The sequence below is a fragment of the Streptomyces sp. NPDC005820 genome (assembly GCF_040630255.1).
Classification (GTDB): Bacteria; Actinomycetota; Actinomycetes; order Streptomycetales; family Streptomycetaceae; genus Streptomyces.
On sequence record NZ_JBEXXE010000004.1, the window covers coordinates 319,731 to 339,199 of the forward strand.

17 protein-coding genes are annotated in these 19,469 nt (G+C 70.8%); 6 read left to right on the forward strand and 11 right to left on the reverse strand.

The genetic code is table 11. From position 1 onward, the window contains the following. Positions 1 to 45: 45 nt before the first annotated feature. Positions 46 to 1,791 (reverse strand): lysine--tRNA ligase, encoded by a 1,746-nt coding sequence (gene lysS / locus ABZ464_RS07305; protein WP_359272156.1) that lies wholly within the window; start codon positions 1,789 to 1,791, stop codon positions 46 to 48. A gap of 126 nt (positions 1,792 to 1,917) precedes the next feature. Here lysS and argS point away from each other — a divergent pair, with 126 nt between their 5' ends. Then, positions 1,918 to 3,678 carry an arginine--tRNA ligase gene (argS, locus tag ABZ464_RS07310; protein ID WP_359272159.1) on the forward strand — a complete coding sequence of 587 codons (1,761 nt, stop codon included), beginning with the start codon at positions 1,918 to 1,920 and terminating at the stop codon, positions 3,676 to 3,678. Between the two features lie 7 nt (positions 3,679 to 3,685). Here the strand turns inward: argS and ABZ464_RS07315 are convergent, their stop codons facing one another. Further along, entirely contained in the window at positions 3,686 to 4,096 is a 411-nt protein-coding gene (locus ABZ464_RS07315) for an ATP-binding protein (protein ID WP_359272162.1), read from the reverse strand. A 101-nt stretch (positions 4,097 to 4,197) separates the two neighbouring features. On the opposite strand from ABZ464_RS07315, the gene ABZ464_RS07320 reads away from it, so the two are divergent. The 3 genes from ABZ464_RS07320 to ABZ464_RS07330 are packed head-to-tail and all read left to right on the forward strand — an operon-like array spanning position 4,198 to position 6,070. Beyond that, entirely contained in the window at positions 4,198 to 5,016 is an 819-nt protein-coding gene (locus tag ABZ464_RS07320) for a helix-turn-helix transcriptional regulator (protein WP_359272165.1), read from the forward strand. Further along, positions 5,013 to 5,258, forward strand: coding sequence for a DUF397 domain-containing protein (locus ABZ464_RS07325; protein WP_359272168.1), 246 nt, complete (start codon positions 5,013 to 5,015; stop codon positions 5,256 to 5,258). Before ABZ464_RS07320 ends, ABZ464_RS07325 begins: the two co-directional genes overlap by 4 nt. Before the next feature lie 35 nt (positions 5,259 to 5,293). Further along, positions 5,294 to 6,070 (forward strand): DUF4253 domain-containing protein, encoded by a 777-nt coding sequence (locus ABZ464_RS07330; RefSeq protein ID WP_359272171.1) that lies wholly within the window; start codon positions 5,294 to 5,296, stop codon positions 6,068 to 6,070. A 12-nt stretch (positions 6,071 to 6,082) separates the two neighbouring features. Here ABZ464_RS07330 and ABZ464_RS07335 read toward each other — a convergent pair whose 3' ends face one another. Together ABZ464_RS07335 and hemB are read right to left on the reverse strand one after the other, a co-directional pair. Continuing rightward, positions 6,083 to 7,276 carry a PLP-dependent aminotransferase family protein gene (locus ABZ464_RS07335; RefSeq protein WP_359272174.1) on the reverse strand — a complete coding sequence of 398 codons (1,194 nt, stop codon included), beginning with the start codon at positions 7,274 to 7,276 and terminating at the stop codon, positions 6,083 to 6,085. A gap of 382 nt (positions 7,277 to 7,658) precedes the next feature. Continuing rightward, positions 7,659 to 8,651, reverse strand: a complete 993-nt coding sequence (gene hemB, locus ABZ464_RS07340; protein ID WP_359272176.1) for a porphobilinogen synthase — start codon at positions 8,649 to 8,651, stop codon at positions 7,659 to 7,661. 218 nt (positions 8,652 to 8,869) lie between these two features. Between hemB and ABZ464_RS07345 the strand changes: the two genes are divergently transcribed. Next, positions 8,870 to 11,119, forward strand: a complete 2,250-nt coding sequence (locus tag ABZ464_RS07345) for an N-acetylmuramoyl-L-alanine amidase (RefSeq protein ID WP_359272179.1) — start codon at positions 8,870 to 8,872, stop codon at positions 11,117 to 11,119. Positions 11,120 to 11,185: 66 nt separating this feature from the next. Here the strand turns inward: ABZ464_RS07345 and ABZ464_RS07350 are convergent, their stop codons facing one another. The 7 genes from ABZ464_RS07350 to ABZ464_RS07380 form a co-directional block, all read right to left on the reverse strand. Then, on the reverse strand, positions 11,186 to 11,413 hold the full coding sequence (locus tag ABZ464_RS07350) for a hypothetical protein (RefSeq protein WP_359272182.1): 228 nt from the start codon (positions 11,411 to 11,413) through the stop codon (positions 11,186 to 11,188). Between the two features lie 360 nt (positions 11,414 to 11,773). Further along, on the reverse strand, positions 11,774 to 12,139 hold the full coding sequence (locus tag ABZ464_RS07355) for a hypothetical protein (protein ID WP_359272185.1): 366 nt from the start codon (positions 12,137 to 12,139) through the stop codon (positions 11,774 to 11,776). A gap of 269 nt (positions 12,140 to 12,408) precedes the next feature. Further along, positions 12,409 to 14,118 (reverse strand): bifunctional uroporphyrinogen-III C-methyltransferase/uroporphyrinogen-III synthase, encoded by a 1,710-nt coding sequence (locus ABZ464_RS07360; protein ID WP_359272188.1) that lies wholly within the window; start codon positions 14,116 to 14,118, stop codon positions 12,409 to 12,411. Further along, the gene (gene hemC / locus ABZ464_RS07365) at positions 14,115 to 15,074 is read right to left on the reverse strand and encodes a hydroxymethylbilane synthase (protein ID WP_359272190.1); all 960 of its coding nucleotides are present in this window, start codon (positions 15,072 to 15,074) and stop codon (positions 14,115 to 14,117) included. The genes ABZ464_RS07360 and hemC overlap by 4 nt, the downstream gene beginning before the upstream one ends. Positions 15,075 to 15,079: 5 nt before the next feature. Further along, positions 15,080 to 16,780: a glutamyl-tRNA reductase gene (locus ABZ464_RS07370; RefSeq protein ID WP_359272193.1), complete on the reverse strand. Its 1,701-nt coding sequence runs from the start codon at positions 16,778 to 16,780 to the stop codon at positions 15,080 to 15,082. Next, complete coding sequence (locus ABZ464_RS07375) at positions 16,777 to 17,541, reverse strand: redox-sensing transcriptional repressor Rex (protein ID WP_359272196.1); 765 nt, start codon at positions 17,539 to 17,541, stop codon at positions 16,777 to 16,779. Before ABZ464_RS07375 ends, ABZ464_RS07370 begins: the two co-directional genes overlap by 4 nt. Positions 17,542 to 17,843: 302 nt before the next feature. Further along, positions 17,844 to 18,119, reverse strand: coding sequence for a glutaredoxin family protein (locus tag ABZ464_RS07380; protein ID WP_359272199.1), 276 nt, complete (start codon positions 18,117 to 18,119; stop codon positions 17,844 to 17,846). A 116-nt stretch (positions 18,120 to 18,235) separates the two neighbouring features. Here ABZ464_RS07380 and ABZ464_RS07385 point away from each other — a divergent pair, with 116 nt between their 5' ends. Beyond that, the gene (locus tag ABZ464_RS07385) at positions 18,236 to 19,168 is read left to right on the forward strand and encodes an HAD-IB family hydrolase (protein WP_359272202.1); all 933 of its coding nucleotides are present in this window, start codon (positions 18,236 to 18,238) and stop codon (positions 19,166 to 19,168) included. Positions 19,169 to 19,469: the final 301 nt, after the last annotated feature.

Consider the following 19,469-nt stretch of genomic DNA (forward strand, 5'->3'; position numbering starts at 1 on the left):
AGAAAGCGCCCGGTGCCCCAAGGCACCGGGCGCTTTCTCACGGCGTCACTCGCCGAGCAGGCCCCGCACCCGCTCCTGCCCCACCGCGAGCAGCAGCGTGGGCAGACGCGGACCGGTGTCGCGGCCGACGAGCAGGTGGTAGAGCAGCGCGAAGAACGTCCGCTGGGCGGTCTTGATCTCCGGCGGCAGTTCCTTGGGCGTGGCGTCGGCCGGGAAGCCGGCCTGCACCTTCGGGACGCCGTAGACGAGGTGGGTCAGTCCGTCGAGCGACCAGTGCTCGGCGAGCCCGTCGAGCAGCAGCCGCAGGGACTGCTGGGACGCCTCGTCGAGGGACTTCAGCAGTTCGGCGTCGGGCTGGTCGCGCACGATGGTCCGCTGGTCGGCGGGGACGTGCGTGTTGATCCAGGCCTCGGCCTTGTCGTAGCGCGGGCGGGCCTCGTCGAGGGCGGTGAGCGGGTCGGAGGGGTCGAGTTCGCTCAGGATCCGCAGCGCCTGGTCCTCGTGCCCTGCGGTGATGTCCGCGACCGACGCGAGCGTCCGGTACGGCAGCGCCCGCGAGGTCCGCGGCAGCTCACCGCCGGCGGTCCGCACCGCACGGGAGTGGGCGGCCACGTCCGCCGGAAGGGCCGATCCGTCGGCCACCTTCCCGTCCAGCTTGTCCCACTCGTCGTAGAGCCGCTGGATCTCCTGGTCGAAGGCGATCTTGAAGGACTGGTTGGGGCGGCGGCGGGCGTAGAGCCAGCGCAGGAGCTGCGGCTCCATGATCTTCAGCGCGTCGGCGGGGGTGGGCACGCCGCCCCGCGAGGAGGACATCTTGGCCATGCCGGTGATGCCGACGAAGGCGTACATCGGCCCGATGGGCTGCTTGCCGCCGAAGATGCCGACGATCTGGCCGCCGACCTGGAAGGAGGACCCCGGGGACGAGTGGTCGACGCCGCTCGGCTCGAAGACGACACCCTCGTAGGCCCACCGCATCGGCCAGTCGACCTTCCAGACCAGCTTGCCGCGGTTGAACTCGTTCAGCCGGACGGTCTCGGAGAAGCCGCAGGCGGTGCAGGAGTAGGTCAGCTCGGTGGAGTCGTCGTCGTACGCGGTGACGGTCGTCAGGTCCTTCTCGCAGTTGCCGCAGTACGGCTTGTACGGGAAGTACCCGACGGACCCGGCGCCGGAGCTGCCGTCGTCCTCGCTCGCCGCGCCGGAGCCCTCGGCGGCCTCCAGCTCGGCCTCGTCGACGGGCTTCTGCGACTGCTTGGCCGGGGCCTTCTTGGTCCGGTACTGGTCGAGGATCGCGTCGATGTCGGCCCGGTGCGCGACGGCGTGCAGGACCTGGTCGCGGTAGACGCCGGAGGTGTACTGCTCGGTCTGGCTGATGCCGTCGAACTCCACGCCGAGCTCGGCCAGCGACTCGGTCATCGCGGCCTTGAAGTGCTCGGCCCAGTTCGGGTACTCCGACCCGGCGGGGGCCGGGACGGAGGTCAGCGGCTTGCCGATGTGCTCGGCCCAGCCGTCGTCGACCCCGGCGATGCCGGCGGGCACCTTGCGGTAGCGGTCGTAGTCGTCCCAGGAGATCAGGTGCCGCACCTGGTGGCCGCGGCGGCGGACCTCGTCGGCGACGAGGTGCGGGGTCATGACCTCGCGGAGGTTGCCCAGGTGGATGGGGCCCGACGGGGAGAGACCGGACGCGACGACGACAGGTTTGCCGGGGGCCCGACGCTCCGACTCCTCGATGACCTCGTCCGCGAAACGGGAGACCCAGTCGGTGGTCTCGGTGCTCTGAGCCACGATCGGCACGTCCTTCTTTACTGAACGGGTGACGCTCCATTGTCACAGACCGCCTCCCGACGAGGAAAACGGCTTTACCCCCCATGGGATACTGGCCACGTCTATCAATCCCACGAGGAGAACGGCTCCCACCCCATGACCTCGGTCACGTCGCTCACGGATCTCGTCAACCAGCGCCTCGCCGACGCCCTCGCATCCGCCCTCCCGGAAGCCGACGGAGTCGACCCGCTGCTGCGACGAAGCGACCGGGCCGACTTCCAGGCCAACGGGATCCTGGCGCTCGCCAAGAAGGCGAAGGCGAACCCGCGGGAGCTGGCCACGCAGGTCGTCTCCGGGATCGCCACCGGCGCGGACCTGATCCAGGACGTCGAGGTCTCCGGCCCCGGCTTCCTCAACATCACGCTCGCGGACCGGGCGATCACCCAGAACCTGGCCGCGCGGTACGCGGACGGCGACCGGCTCGGCGTCCCGGCCAAGGCGGACCCGGGCATCACGGTCATCGACTACGCCCAGCCGAACGTGGCCAAGGAGATGCACGTCGGCCATCTGCGCTCGGCGGTGATCGGCGACGCCCTGCGCGGCATGCTCGACTTCACGGGCGAGCGGACGATCGGCCGGCATCACATCGGCGACTGGGGCACCCAGTTCGGCATGCTCATCCAGTACCTGATCGAGCACCCGGACGCGCTGTCCGCGGAGACCGACACGGACGGCGAGCAGGCCATGTCGAACCTGAACCGGGTCTACAAGGCGTCCCGGGCGGTCTTCGACGCGGACGAGGACTTCAAGGAGCGGGCGAGGAAGAGGGTCGTGGCCCTCCAGTCCGGCGACAAGGAGACGCTCGACTTCTGGCAGCGGTTCGTGGACGAGTCGAAGGTCTACTTCTCCTCGGTCTTCGAGAAGCTGGACATGGAGATCCGCGACGACGAGATCGTCGGCGAGTCGGCGTACAACGACGGCATGCCCGAGACGGCCCGCCTGCTGGAGGAGATGGGCGTCGCGGTCCGTTCCGAGGGCGCGCTCGTGGTCTTCTTCGACGACATCCGGGGCAAGGACGACCAGCCGGTCCCGCTGATCGTCCAGAAGGCCGACGGCGGCTTCGGCTACGCGGCCTCCGACCTCACCGCCATCCGCAACCGGGTCACCGACCTGCAGGCCACCTCGCTGATCTACGTGGTGGACGTACGCCAGTCGCTGCACTTCAAGATGGTCTTCGAGACGGCCCGGCGGGCGGGCTGGCTCACCGACGACGTCACCGCGCACAACATGGGCTACGGCACGGTGCTGGGCGCGGACGGCAAGCCGTTCAAGACGCGTGAGGGCGAGACGGTACGGCTGGAGGACCTGCTGGACGAGGCGGTGCAGCGGGCCGCCGAGGTCGTCCGGGAGAAGGCGCAGGACCTCACCGAGGACGAGATCCGGGAGCGGGCCGCCCAGGTCGGCATCGGGGCCGTGAAGTACGCGGACCTGTCGACGTCGGCCAACCGCGACTACAAGTTCGACCTGGACCAGATGGTCTCGCTGAACGGCGACACCTCCGTCTACCTCCAGTACGCGTACGCCCGTATCCAGTCGATCCTGCGTAAGGCGGGAGACGTACGGCCCCTCGCGCACCCGGAGCTGGAACTGCACGCGGCGGAGCGCGCGCTGGGCCTGCACCTGGACGCCTTCGGCGACACGGTCTTCGAGGCGGCGACGGAGTACGCCCCGCACAAGGTGGCGGCTTACCTGTACCAGTTGGCGTCGCTCTACACGGCCTTCTACGACAAGTGCCCGGTACTGAAGGCCGACACGCCGGAGCAGGTGGGCAACCGTCTCTTCCTGTGCGACGTCACGGCCCGCACGCTCCACCAGGGCATGTCCCTGCTGGGCATCCGGACACCCGAGAAGCTCTGACCGCCCCCTAGGGCGTGCCGAGTCCGGCGAACTCGCACCACACCGCCTTGCCGAGCGCCCGCTCGCGCACGCCCCACGTGTCGCTGAGCGCGGCGACGAGCAGCAGCCCGCGCCCACCCTCGTCGCACGCGTCGGCGATGCGGGGTACACCGGGCCCGCTGTCGTGCACCTCGAGGCGCAGCACCCGGCCGTCGTACCGCAGGAACAGCAGGAACTGACGGCCGGGCGGTACGCCGTGCAGCAGCGCGTTCGTCACCAGCTCGCTGACACAGAGCAGGACGTCGTCGGCGCGCCCGGTCCCGTCGAGCCCCCAGCCGGCGAGCGTCCGCGCCGCGAACCGCCGCGCGGCCGGCACGGAACGCCGCTCACGCCGGAAGAACCTCTCGCACAGGGGCGGGAGTTGAATCGTCTCGTTCACGGGACAAGGGTCACGGAACGTGACTACCGTTGATCAGTGAGTGAACCCGTACGGAATTTCCGTACGGGTTCCGACCAGGTCAAGGGCGACCGTGCCGGGGGATGGGCAGCAGCATGAGCCAGCGCAAGAAGAACCACTCGACGATGAGGATGCTGGGCAAGCAGCTCGGCACGGCCCGCCGCGAGGCGGGCCACACCCAGATCGGCCTCGCCGGACTCGTGAGGGTCGACGAGGAGACCATCGCGTCGATCGAGCAGGGCAGACGTGCGCTGAAGCCCGACCTGGCGACCCTGCTGGACGAAATCCTCGACACCAAGGGCATGTTGGCGGCGGGCGTGGCCAACCTCCCCGAGATCGACCAGTTCCCGATGTGGGCCGAGCTGTACATGGAGCACGAGCGGGAGGCGATCGCGCTCTCCTGGTACGACAACGCGGTCCTGCCCGGCCTCCTCCAGAACGAGCCGTACGTCCGGGCCGTACTGCGCAACAGGGTCCCCGCGTACGACGAGGACGAGATCGAGACGTACACGGCCCTGCGGTTGAACCGCCAGGAGATCCTGCACCGAAAGAGCCCGCCGACGCTGAGCTTCGTGGTGTGGGAGCCGGTGCTGTACCTGGAGATCGGGGATCGGCCGGGGCAGCTTCGGCATCTGCGGGCATTGGCAGAACTGCCGTGCGTGTCGCTGCAGTTCCTGCCGATGCGGAGCCCGTGCAATGCGGGATTGGACGGCCCGTTCATCCTCGTGGAGACCCCCGACCATCAGCACCTTGCTTACGCCGAAGGCCAGCGCGGCAGCCAGTGGGTTTCTGACGCGGATGAGGTGTCAATCCTGGCGCGCAAATATGCGATGCTGCGGACACAGGCCCTGACCACTCAGGACTCGCTGGGTCTGCTAGACCGCCTGCTAGGAGAGCGATGAGCGCCGAAGCACTGAAGTGGTTCAAGTCGAGCTACAGCGGAGACGAGGGCGGCGCATGCCTTGAGGTCGCTTTCGACTGGCGAAAGTCGAGCTACAGCGGCAGTGAAGGCGGCGCATGCCTCGAAGTCGCCGTCTCCCCCACCGCCATCCACATCCGCGACTCCAAGCACACCCCCGACAGCGGCCCCACCTTCCACATCACCCCCTCCGCCTGGGCGGCCTTCACCAGCACCCTCGCATAACCCCGTTGTCAGTGGCTGCCCCTACAGTCACCGGCATGGCGACTCTTCCCAACCCGCTGCCCAAGCTGGCCTCCGACCCGAGCGGTCGTTCGCTGGGGCTTCAACTGCCGCCGGGGCGGCTGATCGACGCGACGACGGGCGAGGTCGTGCTGTGGCACGCCGAGCAGCAGGCGGCGTCCGGTTCGTGGAAGGCCCTGGGCCGGCCCGCCGGACGGGCGGGGCTGCTGCCCGTTCTCGTGGACCTGGGCAGCGGTCAGGGCGGGCCGGAGGACTGGGGGTTGGCACCCGAGGAGATGTCGTACCCCGGGGACCACGACGCCGATGAGGTACTCGCCGAGTACTGGGCCGAGGTCGCGGCGGAGGAGGACGGGGAGTGGCCGGGCCTCGCCGCGCCCCTCACTCTCGCCGCCGATCCCGACACCCGCGCCACCGAGGTCGCCGACGTGCTGTCGGAAGGCGTCCCCGACTTCAAGGAGCCGCACCTCGCCCTGGTGGCCGCCCGCCGCAGCGCGGACATCCCGACGGCGCTCGGCTGGTCGGGCCCGGCGAACCAGGACGAGGACGTGGCCCGGTTCAGCGCTGTCCTGCGCTCCTGGGAGGACCGCTTCGGCATACGCGTCGTCGCCCTCGGCTACGACCGCATCGCGCTCTCGGTCGCGGCCCCGCCCACCGGCCTCGCCGAGGCGGAGGCGATCGCCGCCGAACACTTCGCGTTCTGCTCCTACACCGTCCTGCCGGGCGACGACGACACGTTGTCGTCGTACGCCGAAAAGCTCATCGGTGAACGCACCTGGCACTTCTGGTGGGACTGAGCAGCGCTCTCCCTACCCCCTGAGCCCCTTCCCCAGCCTGCGCAGCCCCTCCGCGATCTCCTCCGGCGTCTGGGTCACGAAGCAGAGCCGGAGGGTGGCGCGGTCGGGTTCGCCCGCGTAGAAGGGGGCGCCGGGGACGTACGCCACGTCCTGGCGGACCACCTGCGGCAGCAGGGCGGCGGTGTCGTACGGCTCCGGCAGCCGGGCCCAGAGGAACATGCCGCCGTCGGGCCGGTTCCACACCGATCCCTCCGGCAGCGCCTCTCCCAGCCCCGCCAGCATGGCGTCCCGCCGCTCGCGGTAGACGGCGGCCACCTTCGCCACATGCGCGTCGAGGTCGCTGACCGCCAGATAGCGGGCCGCCGCGAGCTGGTTGACGGTCGGGGTGTGCAGGTCGGCGGCCTGTTTGGCGACGACACAGGCGCGGCGCAGCTCGGCGGGCCCGCGCAGCCAGCCCAGTCGCAGGCCGGGGGCCATGACCTTGGAGAAGGAGCCGAGCAGCACCGTGCGGTCGAGGGCGTCGGGGTGGGCGGCGATCCAGGGGACGCGCTCACCGTCGTAGCGGAGTTCGCCGTAGGGGTCGTCCTCGACGATCCACAGGCCGTGGCGGGCGGCGACGGAGGCGAGCGCGGCGCGGCGGTCGGCGGGCAGGGTGCGGCCGGTGGGGTTCTGGAAGGTGGGGACGGTGTAGAGCAGCTTGGGCCGCTCCCGCACCACGAGGTCCGCGAGGGCCTCGGGGTCGGGCCCGTCCGTGTCTCCCGGCACGGCGACGATCCGGGCCCCCGCGAGGGCGAAGACCTGGAGGGCGGCGAGGTAGCAGGGTGACTCGACGAGGACGGTGTCGCCGGGGTCGAGGAGGGCCGTGGCGAGGAGGGAGAGGGCCTGCTGGCTGCCGGTGGTGACGAGGAGGTCGGCGGCGGTGGTGGTGAGGCCCCGTGCCGAGGTGCGGGCCGCGAGCGCCTCGCGCAGCGCGGGCTCGCCCTCGGTCGTGGCGTACTGCAGTGCCTGCGCCGGGGTCTCTTCCAGGACGTGCCGGAAGGCCGCGGCCACGCCCTCGCGGTCGAAGAGTTCCGGGGCGGGCAGCCCGCCCGCGAAGTTGATCATCTCGGGGCGGGCGGTGACGGCGAGGATGTCCCGGACGGGAGAGCCCCCGGTGGACCGGGCTCGGGCGGCCAGGGCCGGCGGTGAGACGGGTGCGAGTGTCATGACCGCACCCTAGAGAGATACGTGCCGCCTACACCCGGCTTTCCGGCATCCGGACCGCGTCCCACAGCCCGTCCCGAAGGGACGTCGTTTCCGCAGGTCAGCCACTATGGGACCGGACCGGCGTCCCGAGTTGCCCGGCAGGTGTGGAAGGTCGGGGGCGCTACGACTCAGGCTTGCCCCATGCCTGAACTCCGTATCCGTCTCCTCGCCGCCGTCCTCACCGCGACGGCCGCCCTGACCCTCACCGCCTGCAACGACGGCCAGGGCCTACGAGACGAGGGCCCGTCCGGCACCGCAGGGGCGCGGGACTCTATCGATATGCGGCTCCGCCGCGGGGCGCGACAAGCCACGCCGGCGCCGCACCGACCCGACGGCACAGCCCTCAGCGCAGCTTCTGTGCCGCTTCCGTCGCCCAGTAGGTGAGGATGTTCCGCGCCCCCGCCCGCTTGATCCCGGTGAGCGTCTCGAAGATCGCCCGGTCGCGGTCGAGCCAGCCCTTCTCCGCGGCGGCCTCGACCATCGAGTACTCGCCGGAGATCTGATAGGCCGCCACCGGCACGTCCACCGCGTCCGCGACCCTGGCCAGGATGTCGAGGTAGGGACCGGCCGGCTTGACCATCACCATGTCGGCGCCCTCCTCCAGGTCCAGCGCCAGCTCCCGCAGGGACTCACGGACGTTGGCGGGGTCCTGCTGGTACGTCTTGCGGTCGCCCTTCAGCGAGGACCCCACGGCCTCCCGGAAGGGGCCGTAGAACGCCGACGAATACTTCGCGGTGTAGGCGAGGATCGCGACGTCCTCCCGCCCGATCTGGTCGAGCGCGTCGCGGACGACGCCGATCTGCCCGTCCATCATCCCGCTGGGCCCCACCACATGGGCCCCGGCGTCGGCCTGCACCTGCGCCATCTCCGCGTACCGCTCCAGGGTCGCGTCGTTGTCGACCCGCCCCTGCTCGTCCAGTACCCCGCAGTGCCCGTGGTCGGTGGTCTCGTCCAGGCACAGGTCGGACATCACGAGCAGGTCGTCGCCGACCTCGGCCCGCACGTCCCGCAGGGCGACCTGGAGGATGCCGTCCGGGTCGGTCCCCGGCGTCCCCAGGGCGTCCTTCTTGGACTCCTCCGGCACACCGAAGAGCATGATCCCGGAGACCCCGGCCTCCACCGCCTCCAGTGCGGCCTTCTTCAGGCTGTCGCGGGTGTGCTGCACGACCCCGGGCATCGCCTGGATCGGCACCGGCTCGCTCACGCCCTCCCGCACGAACGCGGGAAGGATGAAGTCGGCCGGGTGCAGCCGGGTCTCGGCGACCATGCGCCGCATGACGGGGGTGGTTCGCAGCCGCCGCGGCCGCGAACCGGGGAAGGATCCGTACGTCGTCATGCGTCCACGCTACGCCCGTCCCGGCCCCGCCTTTGCCGACGCCGAGTCGGCCCCGGTACGCGCCCGGGTGTGACACTTTCCGGCCACCCTCCGCTCTGTGTATGGGCCATCTGCTGGACAGCTGTGCCCCAAGTGAACTTTTTGATGACATAGGGGTGGGGTTCGTCGTGAGTCGACGTAGACGCCGGGGTGGGACGCGCGCGTACAAGCCGCTGAGCATGCGCAGGAGAGCCTGGCTGACGCTGGGCGCGGTGCTGCTGGGCAGCGGGGGCGTGGTGACGTACGCCGTCGCCGGCCAGCCCGCCGACCAGGGCGCCCGGCACAAGCGGCCGGTGAAGGTCTACGGCCTCGCCCTGAAGGGCGCCACGGCCGACCGCCGGGAGCTGCCGCGCACGGACACCGAGGAGTTCTCGCTGCTCGGCGTCACCTGGACCGGCGGCAGCAAGCGGCTGACCGGCACCGCGCAGGTGCGCACCCGCAGTGTGGCGACCGGCGAGTGGAGCGCCTGGCACGACCTGGAGCTGGACGTCGACCCGCTGGACCGGCCGGGACCGAAGGTGCGCGGCGCCTCGGAGCCGGTCTGGGTCGGCCCGTCCGACGGCGTCCAGGTGCAGGTCGTCGGCAAGGACGGCACCACCACGGCCGCGCTGCCCAAGGGGCTGCGGGTCGACCTGGTCGACCCCGGAGTCGCGACCGACGCCGAGACGCGGACCGGCACCGAGCCCGCCGGGTTCGTCCTGGACCCGACCCCCGGTGACACCGCCTCCGAGACGGCCACCGACACCGCCGACCCGTCCGCCACGGCCACCGACACGGCCTCTCCCTCCGTCTCCCCGACGGACACGACGTCCGCGAGCCCGTCGGAAACCGCCACCCCGAGCACGAGCCCGTCCACCACCGCCTCCGCGTCCGCCACGACCCCCACGACCCCCACCGCCCCGAAGTCCACGGTCCCCGAGCCGCCGATCCGCTCCCGCGCCGACTGGGGCGCCGACGAGTCGATCAGCCCGGACGCGCCGGAGTACAACGACGACGTCAGGGTGATGTTCGTGCACCACACGGACGGCACCAACGACTACACCTGCGACCAGACGCCGGCGATCATCCGCAGCATCTACGCGTACCACGTGCAGGTCAGCGGCTGGAAGGACATCGGCTACAACTTCCTCGTCGACAAGTGCGGCACCCTGTACGAGGGCCGCAAGGGCGGTGTGGACCTGCCGGTGCTCGGCGCCCACACCTACGGCTGGAACCGTCAGTCCGCGGCCGTCGCCGTCATCGGCGACTACACCCAGACCAAGGCCACCGACGCCGCGCTGACCTCCATCGCCCGCCTCGCGGCCTGGAAGCTCGGCCAGTACGGCGCCGACCCGGCCGGGACCGTCCAGCTGACGGCGGGCGCCACCCAGACGAACTTCTTCGGCAAGAGCTTCACCTCGGGCAGCCCGTACACCTTCAACCGGATCTCCGGTCACCGTGACGGCTACAACACCCAGTGCCCCGGCGGTCTCCTCTACGACCAGCTGCCGACCGTCCGCGCCTGGGCCGCCGGTCCGGTGCAGGGCCTGAAGGTCACCTCGGTGGCCGGCGGCGCGACCCTGTCGGGCTCGACGTACTACACCAAGGGCGCCGTCACCGTGAAGTGGACGACGACCACGCCCGGCACGCTGATCTCGAAGGTCGAACTGCTGGCCGACGGCAAGGCGGTCGCGACCACGGCCGGGACGGCCACGTCCGCGAGCGCCACCCTCCCGGCGGGCAGCCACACCCTCGCCGTACGCGCCGTGCACCAGTCCGGCAAGGTGACGACGACCGCCGCACTGAACGTCGTGGCGGAAACGACGGCACCGACCTTCACCACCGCCCCGAAGCTCTCCCTGCGCACCGGCACCGCGAGCGCCACCGCCGTCCCGGTCACCCTGGGCTGGAAGGCCACCGACGACAAGGCCCTGCGCTCGGTGCAGTTGCTCGCGCCCACCACCGCGACCTTCGGCCCGACCGTCACCGGTTCCAGCCGTACGGCCAAGCCCGGCACCGCGACCACCTGGTCGCTGCGGGCCTACGACTACGCCGGCAACTACCGCACGGCCTCGCTCTCCTCGACCCCGGTGATCCTCCAGGAGACCTCGGCGACGAAGTCCGGCACCTGGACCAGCCGTTCGTCGACCAGCTACCTCGGCGGCAAGTCGTACTCCAGCGGCACCAAGGGCGCGTCCCTGACCTGGACCTTCACCGGCCGTTCCGCCGCCTGGGTGGTCTCCCGCGCGGCCACCTCCGGGCAGGCGTACGTCTACGTCGACGGTGTGAAGACCGCGACGGTCGACCTGAAGTCCTCCACCACCCTGTACCGCCAGGCCATCTGGACCAAGACCTGGTCGAGCAGCGCCAAACACACGATCAAGATCGTGGTCGTGGGCACCAGCGGCCGCCCGACCGTCACCACGGACGGCCTGATCTACATCAAGTAGCACGGCCTCCAGAGGCGGAAACGGCGGCGGCCTTCACGACCGGAGTGATCGTGAAGGCCGCCACCGTCATGCCTGCTCAGGTGGCCCGCCGCCGCCGCGTTGAGGAGTGGTCTTGCCGTCCAGGCCGACCAGGAGCAGTTGGTTCCGGGACTCACCCCCTCCGGGGCTGCAGCGCTCGGGATCGCGCCGCCAGGCGATGAGGTCGCTGTTGTCGGCCCATGCGAGCAGCTGCCGGCCGGGGACCACCGCGGCCCGCTTGCCCGTCTTCGCGTCCCCCACGAAGTCGCCGTTCACCAGGTTCCCGTCGGGGGACAGGACCGGCTCCGGGAGAAGCCCTGACGTCCGCCGGCGAGGGCCTGCCCGCTGTTCTTGACCGGCCGCTCGGCGAAGTCCGCCTCTGACCGCCCGTGGCCAGGTTCAGCAGCCCGATCCGGTCGGCGGGCAGATCCCGCTCGAGCACCGCCGCGGTCCGTGGCCGGTCGCGCCGCCTGGGAGGACGCCTTGAGCGCCGCGCGGGCATGCGGATCGGGAGCCATGCTCGTACCACCACGGGCAGGACGAATGGGACGGGGTTCTGGCCGGCGAGCGGGAAAGACAACGAAGGGGGCTGCTCCCGCAACACCGGAGCAGCCCCAGAGCCAACGCACCCGCGGTTTACTCGCGGAACCAGTCGGAGTAGTACACCTTCGAGAAGTCGCCATCCCACCAGATCTCCATCCGGACGGCGCGGATGCCGACGTTGTATCCCTTCTTGCCGCAGCCGTCGTCGGTATCGTCCTTGAGGGTGAACACGACCGCGTTGTCGGCATTGATCAGATTGCCGGTCACTCCGTGCCCATCGGCTCTGGTGTCACAGACCGAGAACACATCGCCGTCGTCGTGGAAGTGCATGTAACCACGGCCATCCGGAAGGGAGACGGTCTCGTTGGTGATGGCCTGCGCCGAGGAAGACATCCCCACGACCAGGGTGGCGGACGCACTGACGACCAGCGTTGCACGAGCGAGCTTTGACTTGAACACGATTCCCCTGCTCCATGAGGCGGCGCACCACTGTTGGTATTTGTGATGCCGGAGTGATACGAACACTAGTTCACCCCTCGCGTACGCGTCCACGTCAAAACTGTGCGGTGAGCGGTGCAACTCCCGGCCTGGAAGCGACAGTTGCTGACTGAGGTGTTCGGCTTGCGGCCCCTGCTCATGAAGAACGCCCCGCCGTCTCCGACAGAGACGGCGGGGCGCGCAAGGGGCCTCCGGGGCGAAAGCCCTCGGGGCGGACCACGAACAGGCTGCTACGTAGCCCGCCTGCGGCGCGCCCCCGGCCGACGCTCGCTCGGCCGCGTCACCGGGTCCCCGGCCTCCAGCGCGGCAGCCCGCCGCCGCAGCCCGAAGTCGGCCAGCGCCTCCGCCAGCTTGTGCACGGACGGCTCGGGAGCCATCACATCCACCCGCAGCCCGTGCTCCTCGGCCGTCTTGGCCGTCGCCGGGCCGATACAGGCGATCACCGTCACGTTGTGCGGCTTCCCGGCGATGCCCACCAGGTTCCGTACGGTCGAGGACGAGGTGAAGAGCACGGCGTCGAAGCCGCCGCCCTTGATCGCCTCCCGGGTCTCCGCCGGCGGCGGCGAGGCCCGCACGGTCCGGTAGGCCGTCACGTCGTCGACCTCCCAGCCCAGCTCGATCAGCCCGGCGACCAGCGTCTCCGTGGCGATGTCGGCGCGCGGCAGGAAGACGCGGTCGATCGGGTCGAAGACGGGATCGTAGGGAGGCCAGTCCTCCAGCAGGCCCGCCGCCGACTGCTCACCGCTCGGCACCAGATCCGGCTTCACGCCGAAGGCGATCAGCGCCTTGGCGGTCTGCTCGCCGACCGCGGCCACCTTGATGCCCGCGAAGGCGCGGGCGTCGAGGCCGTACTCCTCGAACTTCTCCCGGACGGCCTTGACCGCGTTGACGGAGGTGAAGGCGATCCACTCGTAGCGGCCCGTCACCAGGCCCTTCACGGCCCGCTCCATCTGCTGGGGCGTGCGCGGCGGTTCGACGGCGATCGTCGGGACCTCGTGCGGCACGGCGCCGTAGGACCGCAGCTGGTCGGAGAGCGACGCCGCCTGCTCCTTCGTGCGCGGCACGAGGACCTTCCAGCCGAACAGCGGCTTGGACTCGAACCAGGCCAGCTGTGCGCGCTGGGCGGGGGCGGAACGCTCGCCGACCACGGCTATCACCGGGCGGCCGCCGTCCGGCGAGGGCAGCACCTTCGCCTGCTTCAGCGTCTGCGCGATCGTGCCGAGCGTCGCCGACCAGGTGCGCTGACGGGTCGTCGTACCGGCGACCGTGACCGTCATCGGGGTGTCGGGCTTGCGGCCCGCGGACACCAGCTCGCCCGCCGCGGCGGCGACGGAGTCGAGGGTCGTGGAGACGACCACCGTGCCGTCGGACGCGCCGACCTCCGTCCAGCAGCGGTCGGACGCGGTGCGCGCGTCCACGAACCGGACGTCGGCGCCCTGCGCGTCCCGCAGCGGCACACCGGCGTACGCGGGCACGCCGACGGCCGCCGCCACGCCCGGGACCACCTCGAACGGCACCCCGGCGGCGGCGCAGGCGAGCATTTCCTCCGCGGCGTACGTATCCAGTCCCGGGTCCCCGGACACCGCACGGACGACCCGCCTGCCGCCCCGTGCGGCCTCCATGACAAGATGTGAGGCATCCCGCACAGCGGGTACTTCGACGCTCGTTGACGTGCCGTCAACAAGCTTGGGGACAGGCGTGCCCGTGCCCGGAAGCGGGTCCGAAGAGGGACCGGTTTCCGCGTTCACGACGGACACGCCGGGCCGCGCGTGCGTCCGTACGACGTCGAGCACCTCGTGCTCGGCGACGAGGACGTCCGCGTTCGCCAGCGCCTCCACGGCGCGCAGAGTCAGCAGTCCCGGATCCCCGGGTCCGGCACCCAGGAAGGTGACGTGCCCGTGCTCAGGAACGGCGGCGGCAGGAAGGGCGGTGGGGCTCACTGTGCTCGCTCCCCCATCAGACCGGCCGCGCCCTGGGCGAGCATCTCGGCGGCGAGTTCGCGACCGAGCGCCATTGCCCGGTCGTGCGTCTCGGGCACGGGACCGGTGGTGGACAGCTGCACCGTACGGGTGCCGTCGGTGGTCCCGACGACGGCCCGCAGGCGCATTTCCTTGACAATCTGCCCGTCGGCCAGGAGGTCGGCCAGCGCGCCCACAGGGGCGCTGCAACCGGCCTCCAGGGCGGCGAGCAGTGACCGTTCGGCGGCCACGGCGACCCGGGTGAACGGGTCGTCGAGCGCGCCGAGCGCGGCGATCAGGTCCGCGTCGTGCGCGGCACATTCGATGGCCAGGGCTCCCTGGCCGGGGGCGGGCAGCACGGTGTCTATCGACAGGAAGTCGGTGACCTCGTCGATCCGTCCCATGCGGCTCAGGCCCGCGGCGGCCAGCACCACCGCGTCCAGCTCGCCGCCCTTGACGTATCCGATGCGCGTGTCGACGTTGCCACGGATCGGGACCGTCTCGATGTCCAGCCCGTGGGCGCGGGCGTACGCGTTCAGCTGCGCCATGCGGCGCGGCGAACCGGTGCCGATGCGCGAACCGCGCGGCAGGTCGGTGAACTTCAGCGCGTCCCGGGCGACGATCACGTCGCGGGGGTCCTCGCGCACCGGTACGGCGGCCAGGACCAGGTCCTCGGGCTGCGTGGTCGGCAGGTCCTTCAGCGAGTGAACCGCGAAGTCGACCTCCCCCCGCAGCAGCGCGTCGCGCAGGGCCGTGACGAACACACCGGTGCCGCCGATCTGCGCGAGGTGCTCGCGGGAGACATCGCCGTAGGTGGTGATCTCGACGAGCTCGACCGGCCGGCCGGTGACCCGGCGCACGGCGTCCGCGACCTGCCCGGACTGGGCCATGGCGAGTGTGCTCCGCCTGGTCCCGAGCCTCAGTGCTCTCGTACTCATGCCGCTCATGCCGGCCCTCGGTTCTCTGCGTTCTTCTCGGTGCTGTCCTCGGCCCGGGACACGGCGGCCACCGCCTCCTGGTCGAGGTCGAACAGGGTCCGCAGCGCATCCGCGTACCCGGCGCCGCCGGGTTCGGCCGCGAGCTGCTTGACCCTGACGGTCGGCGCGTGCAGCAGCTTGTCGACGACGCGCTTGACGGTCTGGGTGATCTCGGCGCGGTGCCTGTCGTCGAGGCCGGGCAGCCGCCCTTCGAGGCGGGCGATCTCGTTCGCGACGACGTCCGCGGCCATCGAACGCAGCGCGACCACGGTCGGCGTGATGTGCGCGGCGCGCTGGGCGGCGCCGAACGCGGCGACCTCGTCGGCGACGATCCGCCGTACGAGGTCCACGTCGGTGGCCATCGGAGCGTCTGCGGAGGCCTCGGCGAGCGACTCGATGTCGACGAGGCGCACCCCGGCCAGCCGGTGCGCGGCGGCGTCGACGTCCCGCGGCATCGCGAGGTCGAGCAGGGACAGCACCGGTGCGGGGCGTACGGGGGTGGCGACCGGCTCGGGTCTGCGGCGCTCGGGGATGCGGCCGACGGTGGCGGCGGTGGCGGCGAGCGCGGTGATCAGTTCGGCTTCGGCCTCGGGGCCGCGGCGGCCGGCGGTGCGGCGGTCCACGGTCGCGTTGTCGACCCAGGCCGCGTGCTGTTCCAGGGTCGCCGCGTCCATGCCGGCCACGGCGGCCTCGCCCATCACGGAGAACCCGGGCTGCTGCTGCACGGCGGACAGGTCCAGCGGGCAGCCCTCGTCGGTGCCGATCGAGGTCGGCGGCAGGGGCCGTGCCGAGGGGGTCTCCTCGTCGAAGACGACGGGCTCGCCGGTGCGGCCCTCGACGGCCGCCGCGATGGCCTCCGCCGTGAGGACGAGTCCCGTCGCGCCCGTACAGGAGACGGCGACGTCGGCACGTGTCAGCTCGGCCGGCACCGATGCGATCGGGACCGCGCGGGCCGCCACGTCCGTGTTCTCGTCCTCGCTCAGTATCCGGGCGAGGCGTTCGGCGCGGTCGAAGGTGCGGTTGGCGACGACGACCTCGGCGACGCCCGCGCGCGCCAGGGTCGCGGCGGCGAGGGACGACATCGAGCCGGCTCCGATGACCAGCGCCCGCTTGCCCCGCGCCCAGTCCCGCACGTCTCCGCCGGCGGCGAGCTGTTCCAGCCCGAACGTCACCAGCGACTGGCCGGCGCGGTCGATGCCGGTCTCGGAGTGGGCGCGCTTGCCGACTCTGAGGCCCTGCTGGAACAGGTCGTTCATCAGCCGGCCGGCGGTGTGCAGCTCCTGCGCCCTGGCCAGGGAGTCCTTGAGCTGCCCGAGGATCTGCCCCTCGCCGACGACCATGGAGTCCAGCCCGCAGGCCACCGAGAACAGATGGTGGACGGCCCGGTCCTCGTAGTGGACGTAGAGGTAGGGGGTCAGCTCCCCGAGACCCACCCCGCTGTGCTGGGCGAGCAGCGTGGACAGCTCCGCGACACCGGCGTGGAACTTGTCCACGTCGGCGTAGAGCTCGATGCGGTTGCAGGTGGCGAGGACGGCGGCCTCGGCGGCCGGTTCGGCGGCGACCGTGTCCTGGAGCAGCTTGAGCTGCGCGTCCGGGGAGAGGGAGGCCCGCTCCAGGACGCTGACGGGTGCGCTGCGGTGGCTCAGCCCGACGACGAGGAGACTCATGCCGGCATCACGGCGGGTACGTCCCCGTCGGGCCCCTGGTCGGTGGTCTCGTCGTGGGCCACGGGCGGCGGTGCGGCCCCCTCGTGGGCGGCGCTCTCCTCGCCGGCCTTGCGCTGCTCGTGGAAGGCGAGGATCTGCAGCTCGATGGAGAGGTCGACCTTGCGCACGTCGACGCCGTCCGGGACGGACAGGACGGTCGGCGCGAAGTTCAGGATGGAGGTGACGCCGGCGGCCACGAGCCGGTCGCAGACCTGCTGGGCGGCACCGGCGGGCGTGGCGATGACACCGATCGACACGCCGTTGTCCGTGATGATCTTCTCCAGGTCGTCCGTGTGCTGGACGGGGATGCCGGCGACGGGCTTCCCGGCCATCGCCGGGTCGGCGTCGATGAGGGCGGCGACCCGGAAGCCGCGGGAGGCGAACCCGCCGTAGTTGGCGAGGGCGGCCCCCAGGTTTCCGATGCCGACGATCACTACCGGCCAGTCCTGGGTGAGCCCGAGCTCACGGGAGATCTGGTAGACGAGATACTCGACGTCGTAGCCGACACCGCGCGTTCCGTAGGAACCCAGGTAGGAGAAGTCCTTGCGCAGCTTGGCGGAGTTGACCCCCGCCGCCGCGGCCAGTTCCTCGGAGGAGACCGTGGGTACCGAGCGCTCCGACAGTGCGGTCAGCGCGCGGAGGTACAGCGGAAGCCTGGCGACGGTGGCCTCGGGAATCCCTCGGCTACGGGTCGCCGGTCGGTGAGTTCGGCCAGTTGCCACGGTGCTCCTGCGGGTAGAGCGGGGCTGCGGGCGGTCACACGTACCCAGACCGCCCCGTCGACAGCAGGCTATGTCTTTGTGAACGCGTGCACAAAGATGGTGTCCGTTTTGCCCGGCCAACGTGACCGGGGTCACGCGCGTCGTTCCCAGGGACATCCCCGGGAGCATCCGTGGGGGCAAAACCGACACACTCCTCGTGAATCCCGCCCCCGAGACCAAAGCGCCATCGATCCTAAGCGACACCCGGGCCAGTCTTGTACTCGTCGGTCAGTTCCCGGTCGGCCAGTCCTGGCCGGCCGCTCCTAGCCGGCCAGTTCCTTGCGCAGGCGCGTCTCGTCGACACGCCAGAAGGTGTGCTGCCTCCCGTCCACGAGGACGACGGGGATCTGCTCCCAGTACGCGTCGTGCAACGCCTTGTCCTGGGTGATGTCCTTCTTCACCCAGGACACGCCGAGCTCGCCGCACACCTTCTCGATCACGGCCTGCGCGTCCTCGCACAGATGGCAGTCGGGCTTCCCGATGAGCGTGACGAGCCGGTCCTGCGGGGCCGGCCCCTTCCGTCGAAAGAGGGGACTCATACGGCCCATTCTCCCGCCTGTTCCTCCCACCTCTTTAACGGTGCGGTCGCGGAGAGTTCACACCCTCCGAACCTCGTGGCTCCGGAACCACCGAACAAACTGGCTATGCTCACGCCATGGCCGCTCTCGGATGGCTCACCCCCCGTAGGCGCTCCGCCACGGCGCGGAGCGTGTTGGCTGGCGAGGCCTCGGCTGAGGCCGCCCGCAAGTCCACTCAGGAAGAACAGCACCAGGCACCGGAAGAAGAAGGGGCCGAACCGCAGTTCCCGGTCCCCGGCGACGCGCTGGCCGCCGCCTTCTTCGACCTGGACAACACGGTGATGCAGGGCGCCTCCCTGTTCCACTTCGGCCGTGGCCTGTACAAACGCAAGTTCTTCGAGACCCGCGACCTGGCCCGGTTCGCCTGGCAGCAGGCCTGGTTCCGGCTGGCCGGCCTCGAGGACCCCGAGCACATGCAGGACGCCCGCGACTCGGCCCTGTCCATCGTCAAGGGCCACCGCGTCGCCGAGCTGATGTCGATCGGCGAGGAGATCTACGACGAGTACATGGCCGAGCGCATCTGGCCGGGCACCCGGGCCCTCGCCCAGGCCCATCTGGACGCCGGTCAGAAGGTGTGGTTGGTCACAGCCGCCCCGGTGGAGATCGCCACGGTGATCGCCCGCCGCCTCGGCCTCACCGGCGCCCTCGGCACGGTCGCCGAGTCGGTCGACGGCGTCTACACGGGCAAGCTCGTCGGCGAGCCGCTGCACGGCCCCGCCAAGGCGGAGGCGGTCCGCGCCCTGGCCGCGGCGGAGGGCCTCGACCTCTCCCGCTGCGCCGCCTACAGCGACTCCCACAACGACATCCCGATGCTCTCCCTCGTCGGCCACCCCTACGCCATCAACCCCGACTCCAAACTCCGCAAACACGCCCGGGGCCTCGACTGGCGCCTCCGCGACTACCGCACGGGCCGCAAGGCGGCGAAGGTCGGCATTCCGGCGGCGGCGGGCGTAGGAGCGGTGGCCGGAGGCACGGCAGCGGCGATCGCCCTGCACAAGCGACGCCGGTAACCGGTCCCACCTCGCACCAAAAAGACGGTCGTACCCCCCACTACGGCCGTCTATTCGCGTTGTCCGCGCACAGCCACAACACACCCCGGACCGACCCAAAACTCAAACCTTTCCGATCAATAACCGCTCACCCTGCGCAACTTGACCGCACACCAATCGGGCACAGAAGCGACGTAATCGAAGTTTTGAGCAACTCGGTGTAGCAGCGCCTGCACGAAGCGTTATTCTCCTCAGACGCAAACCGGTACCCCTCCTGTCGCTACGACGGGTGAAAGGTCCCGCACTGCACGTGATGGAAGCT

Coding starts and splice junctions, on each gene's coding strand:
- argS (WP_359272159.1), top strand. CDS start 1,918: ATGACCTCGGTCACGTCGCTCACGGATCTCGTCAACCAGCGCCTCGCC.
- ABZ464_RS07320 (WP_359272165.1), top strand. CDS start 4,198: ATGGGCAGCAGCATGAGCCAGCGCAAGAAGAACCACTCGACGATGAGG.
- ABZ464_RS07325 (WP_359272168.1), top strand. CDS start 5,013: ATGAGCGCCGAAGCACTGAAGTGGTTCAAGTCGAGCTACAGCGGAGAC.
- ABZ464_RS07330 (WP_359272171.1), top strand. CDS start 5,294: ATGGCGACTCTTCCCAACCCGCTGCCCAAGCTGGCCTCCGACCCGAGC.
- ABZ464_RS07335 (WP_359272174.1), bottom strand. CDS start 7,276: ATGACACTCGCACCCGTCTCACCGCCGGCCCTGGCCGCCCGAGCCCGG.
- hemB (WP_359272176.1), bottom strand. CDS start 8,651: ATGACGACGTACGGATCCTTCCCCGGTTCGCGGCCGCGGCGGCTGCGA.
- ABZ464_RS07345 (WP_359272179.1), top strand. CDS start 8,870: ATGCGCAGGAGAGCCTGGCTGACGCTGGGCGCGGTGCTGCTGGGCAGC.
- hemC (WP_359272190.1), bottom strand. CDS start 15,074: ATGAGTACGAGAGCACTGAGGCTCGGGACCAGGCGGAGCACACTCGCC.
- ABZ464_RS07370 (WP_359272193.1), bottom strand. CDS start 16,780: ATGAGTCTCCTCGTCGTCGGGCTGAGCCACCGCAGCGCACCCGTCAGC.
- ABZ464_RS07380 (WP_359272199.1), bottom strand. CDS start 18,119: ATGAGTCCCCTCTTTCGACGGAAGGGGCCGGCCCCGCAGGACCGGCTC.
- ABZ464_RS07385 (WP_359272202.1), top strand. CDS start 18,236: ATGGCCGCTCTCGGATGGCTCACCCCCCGTAGGCGCTCCGCCACGGCG.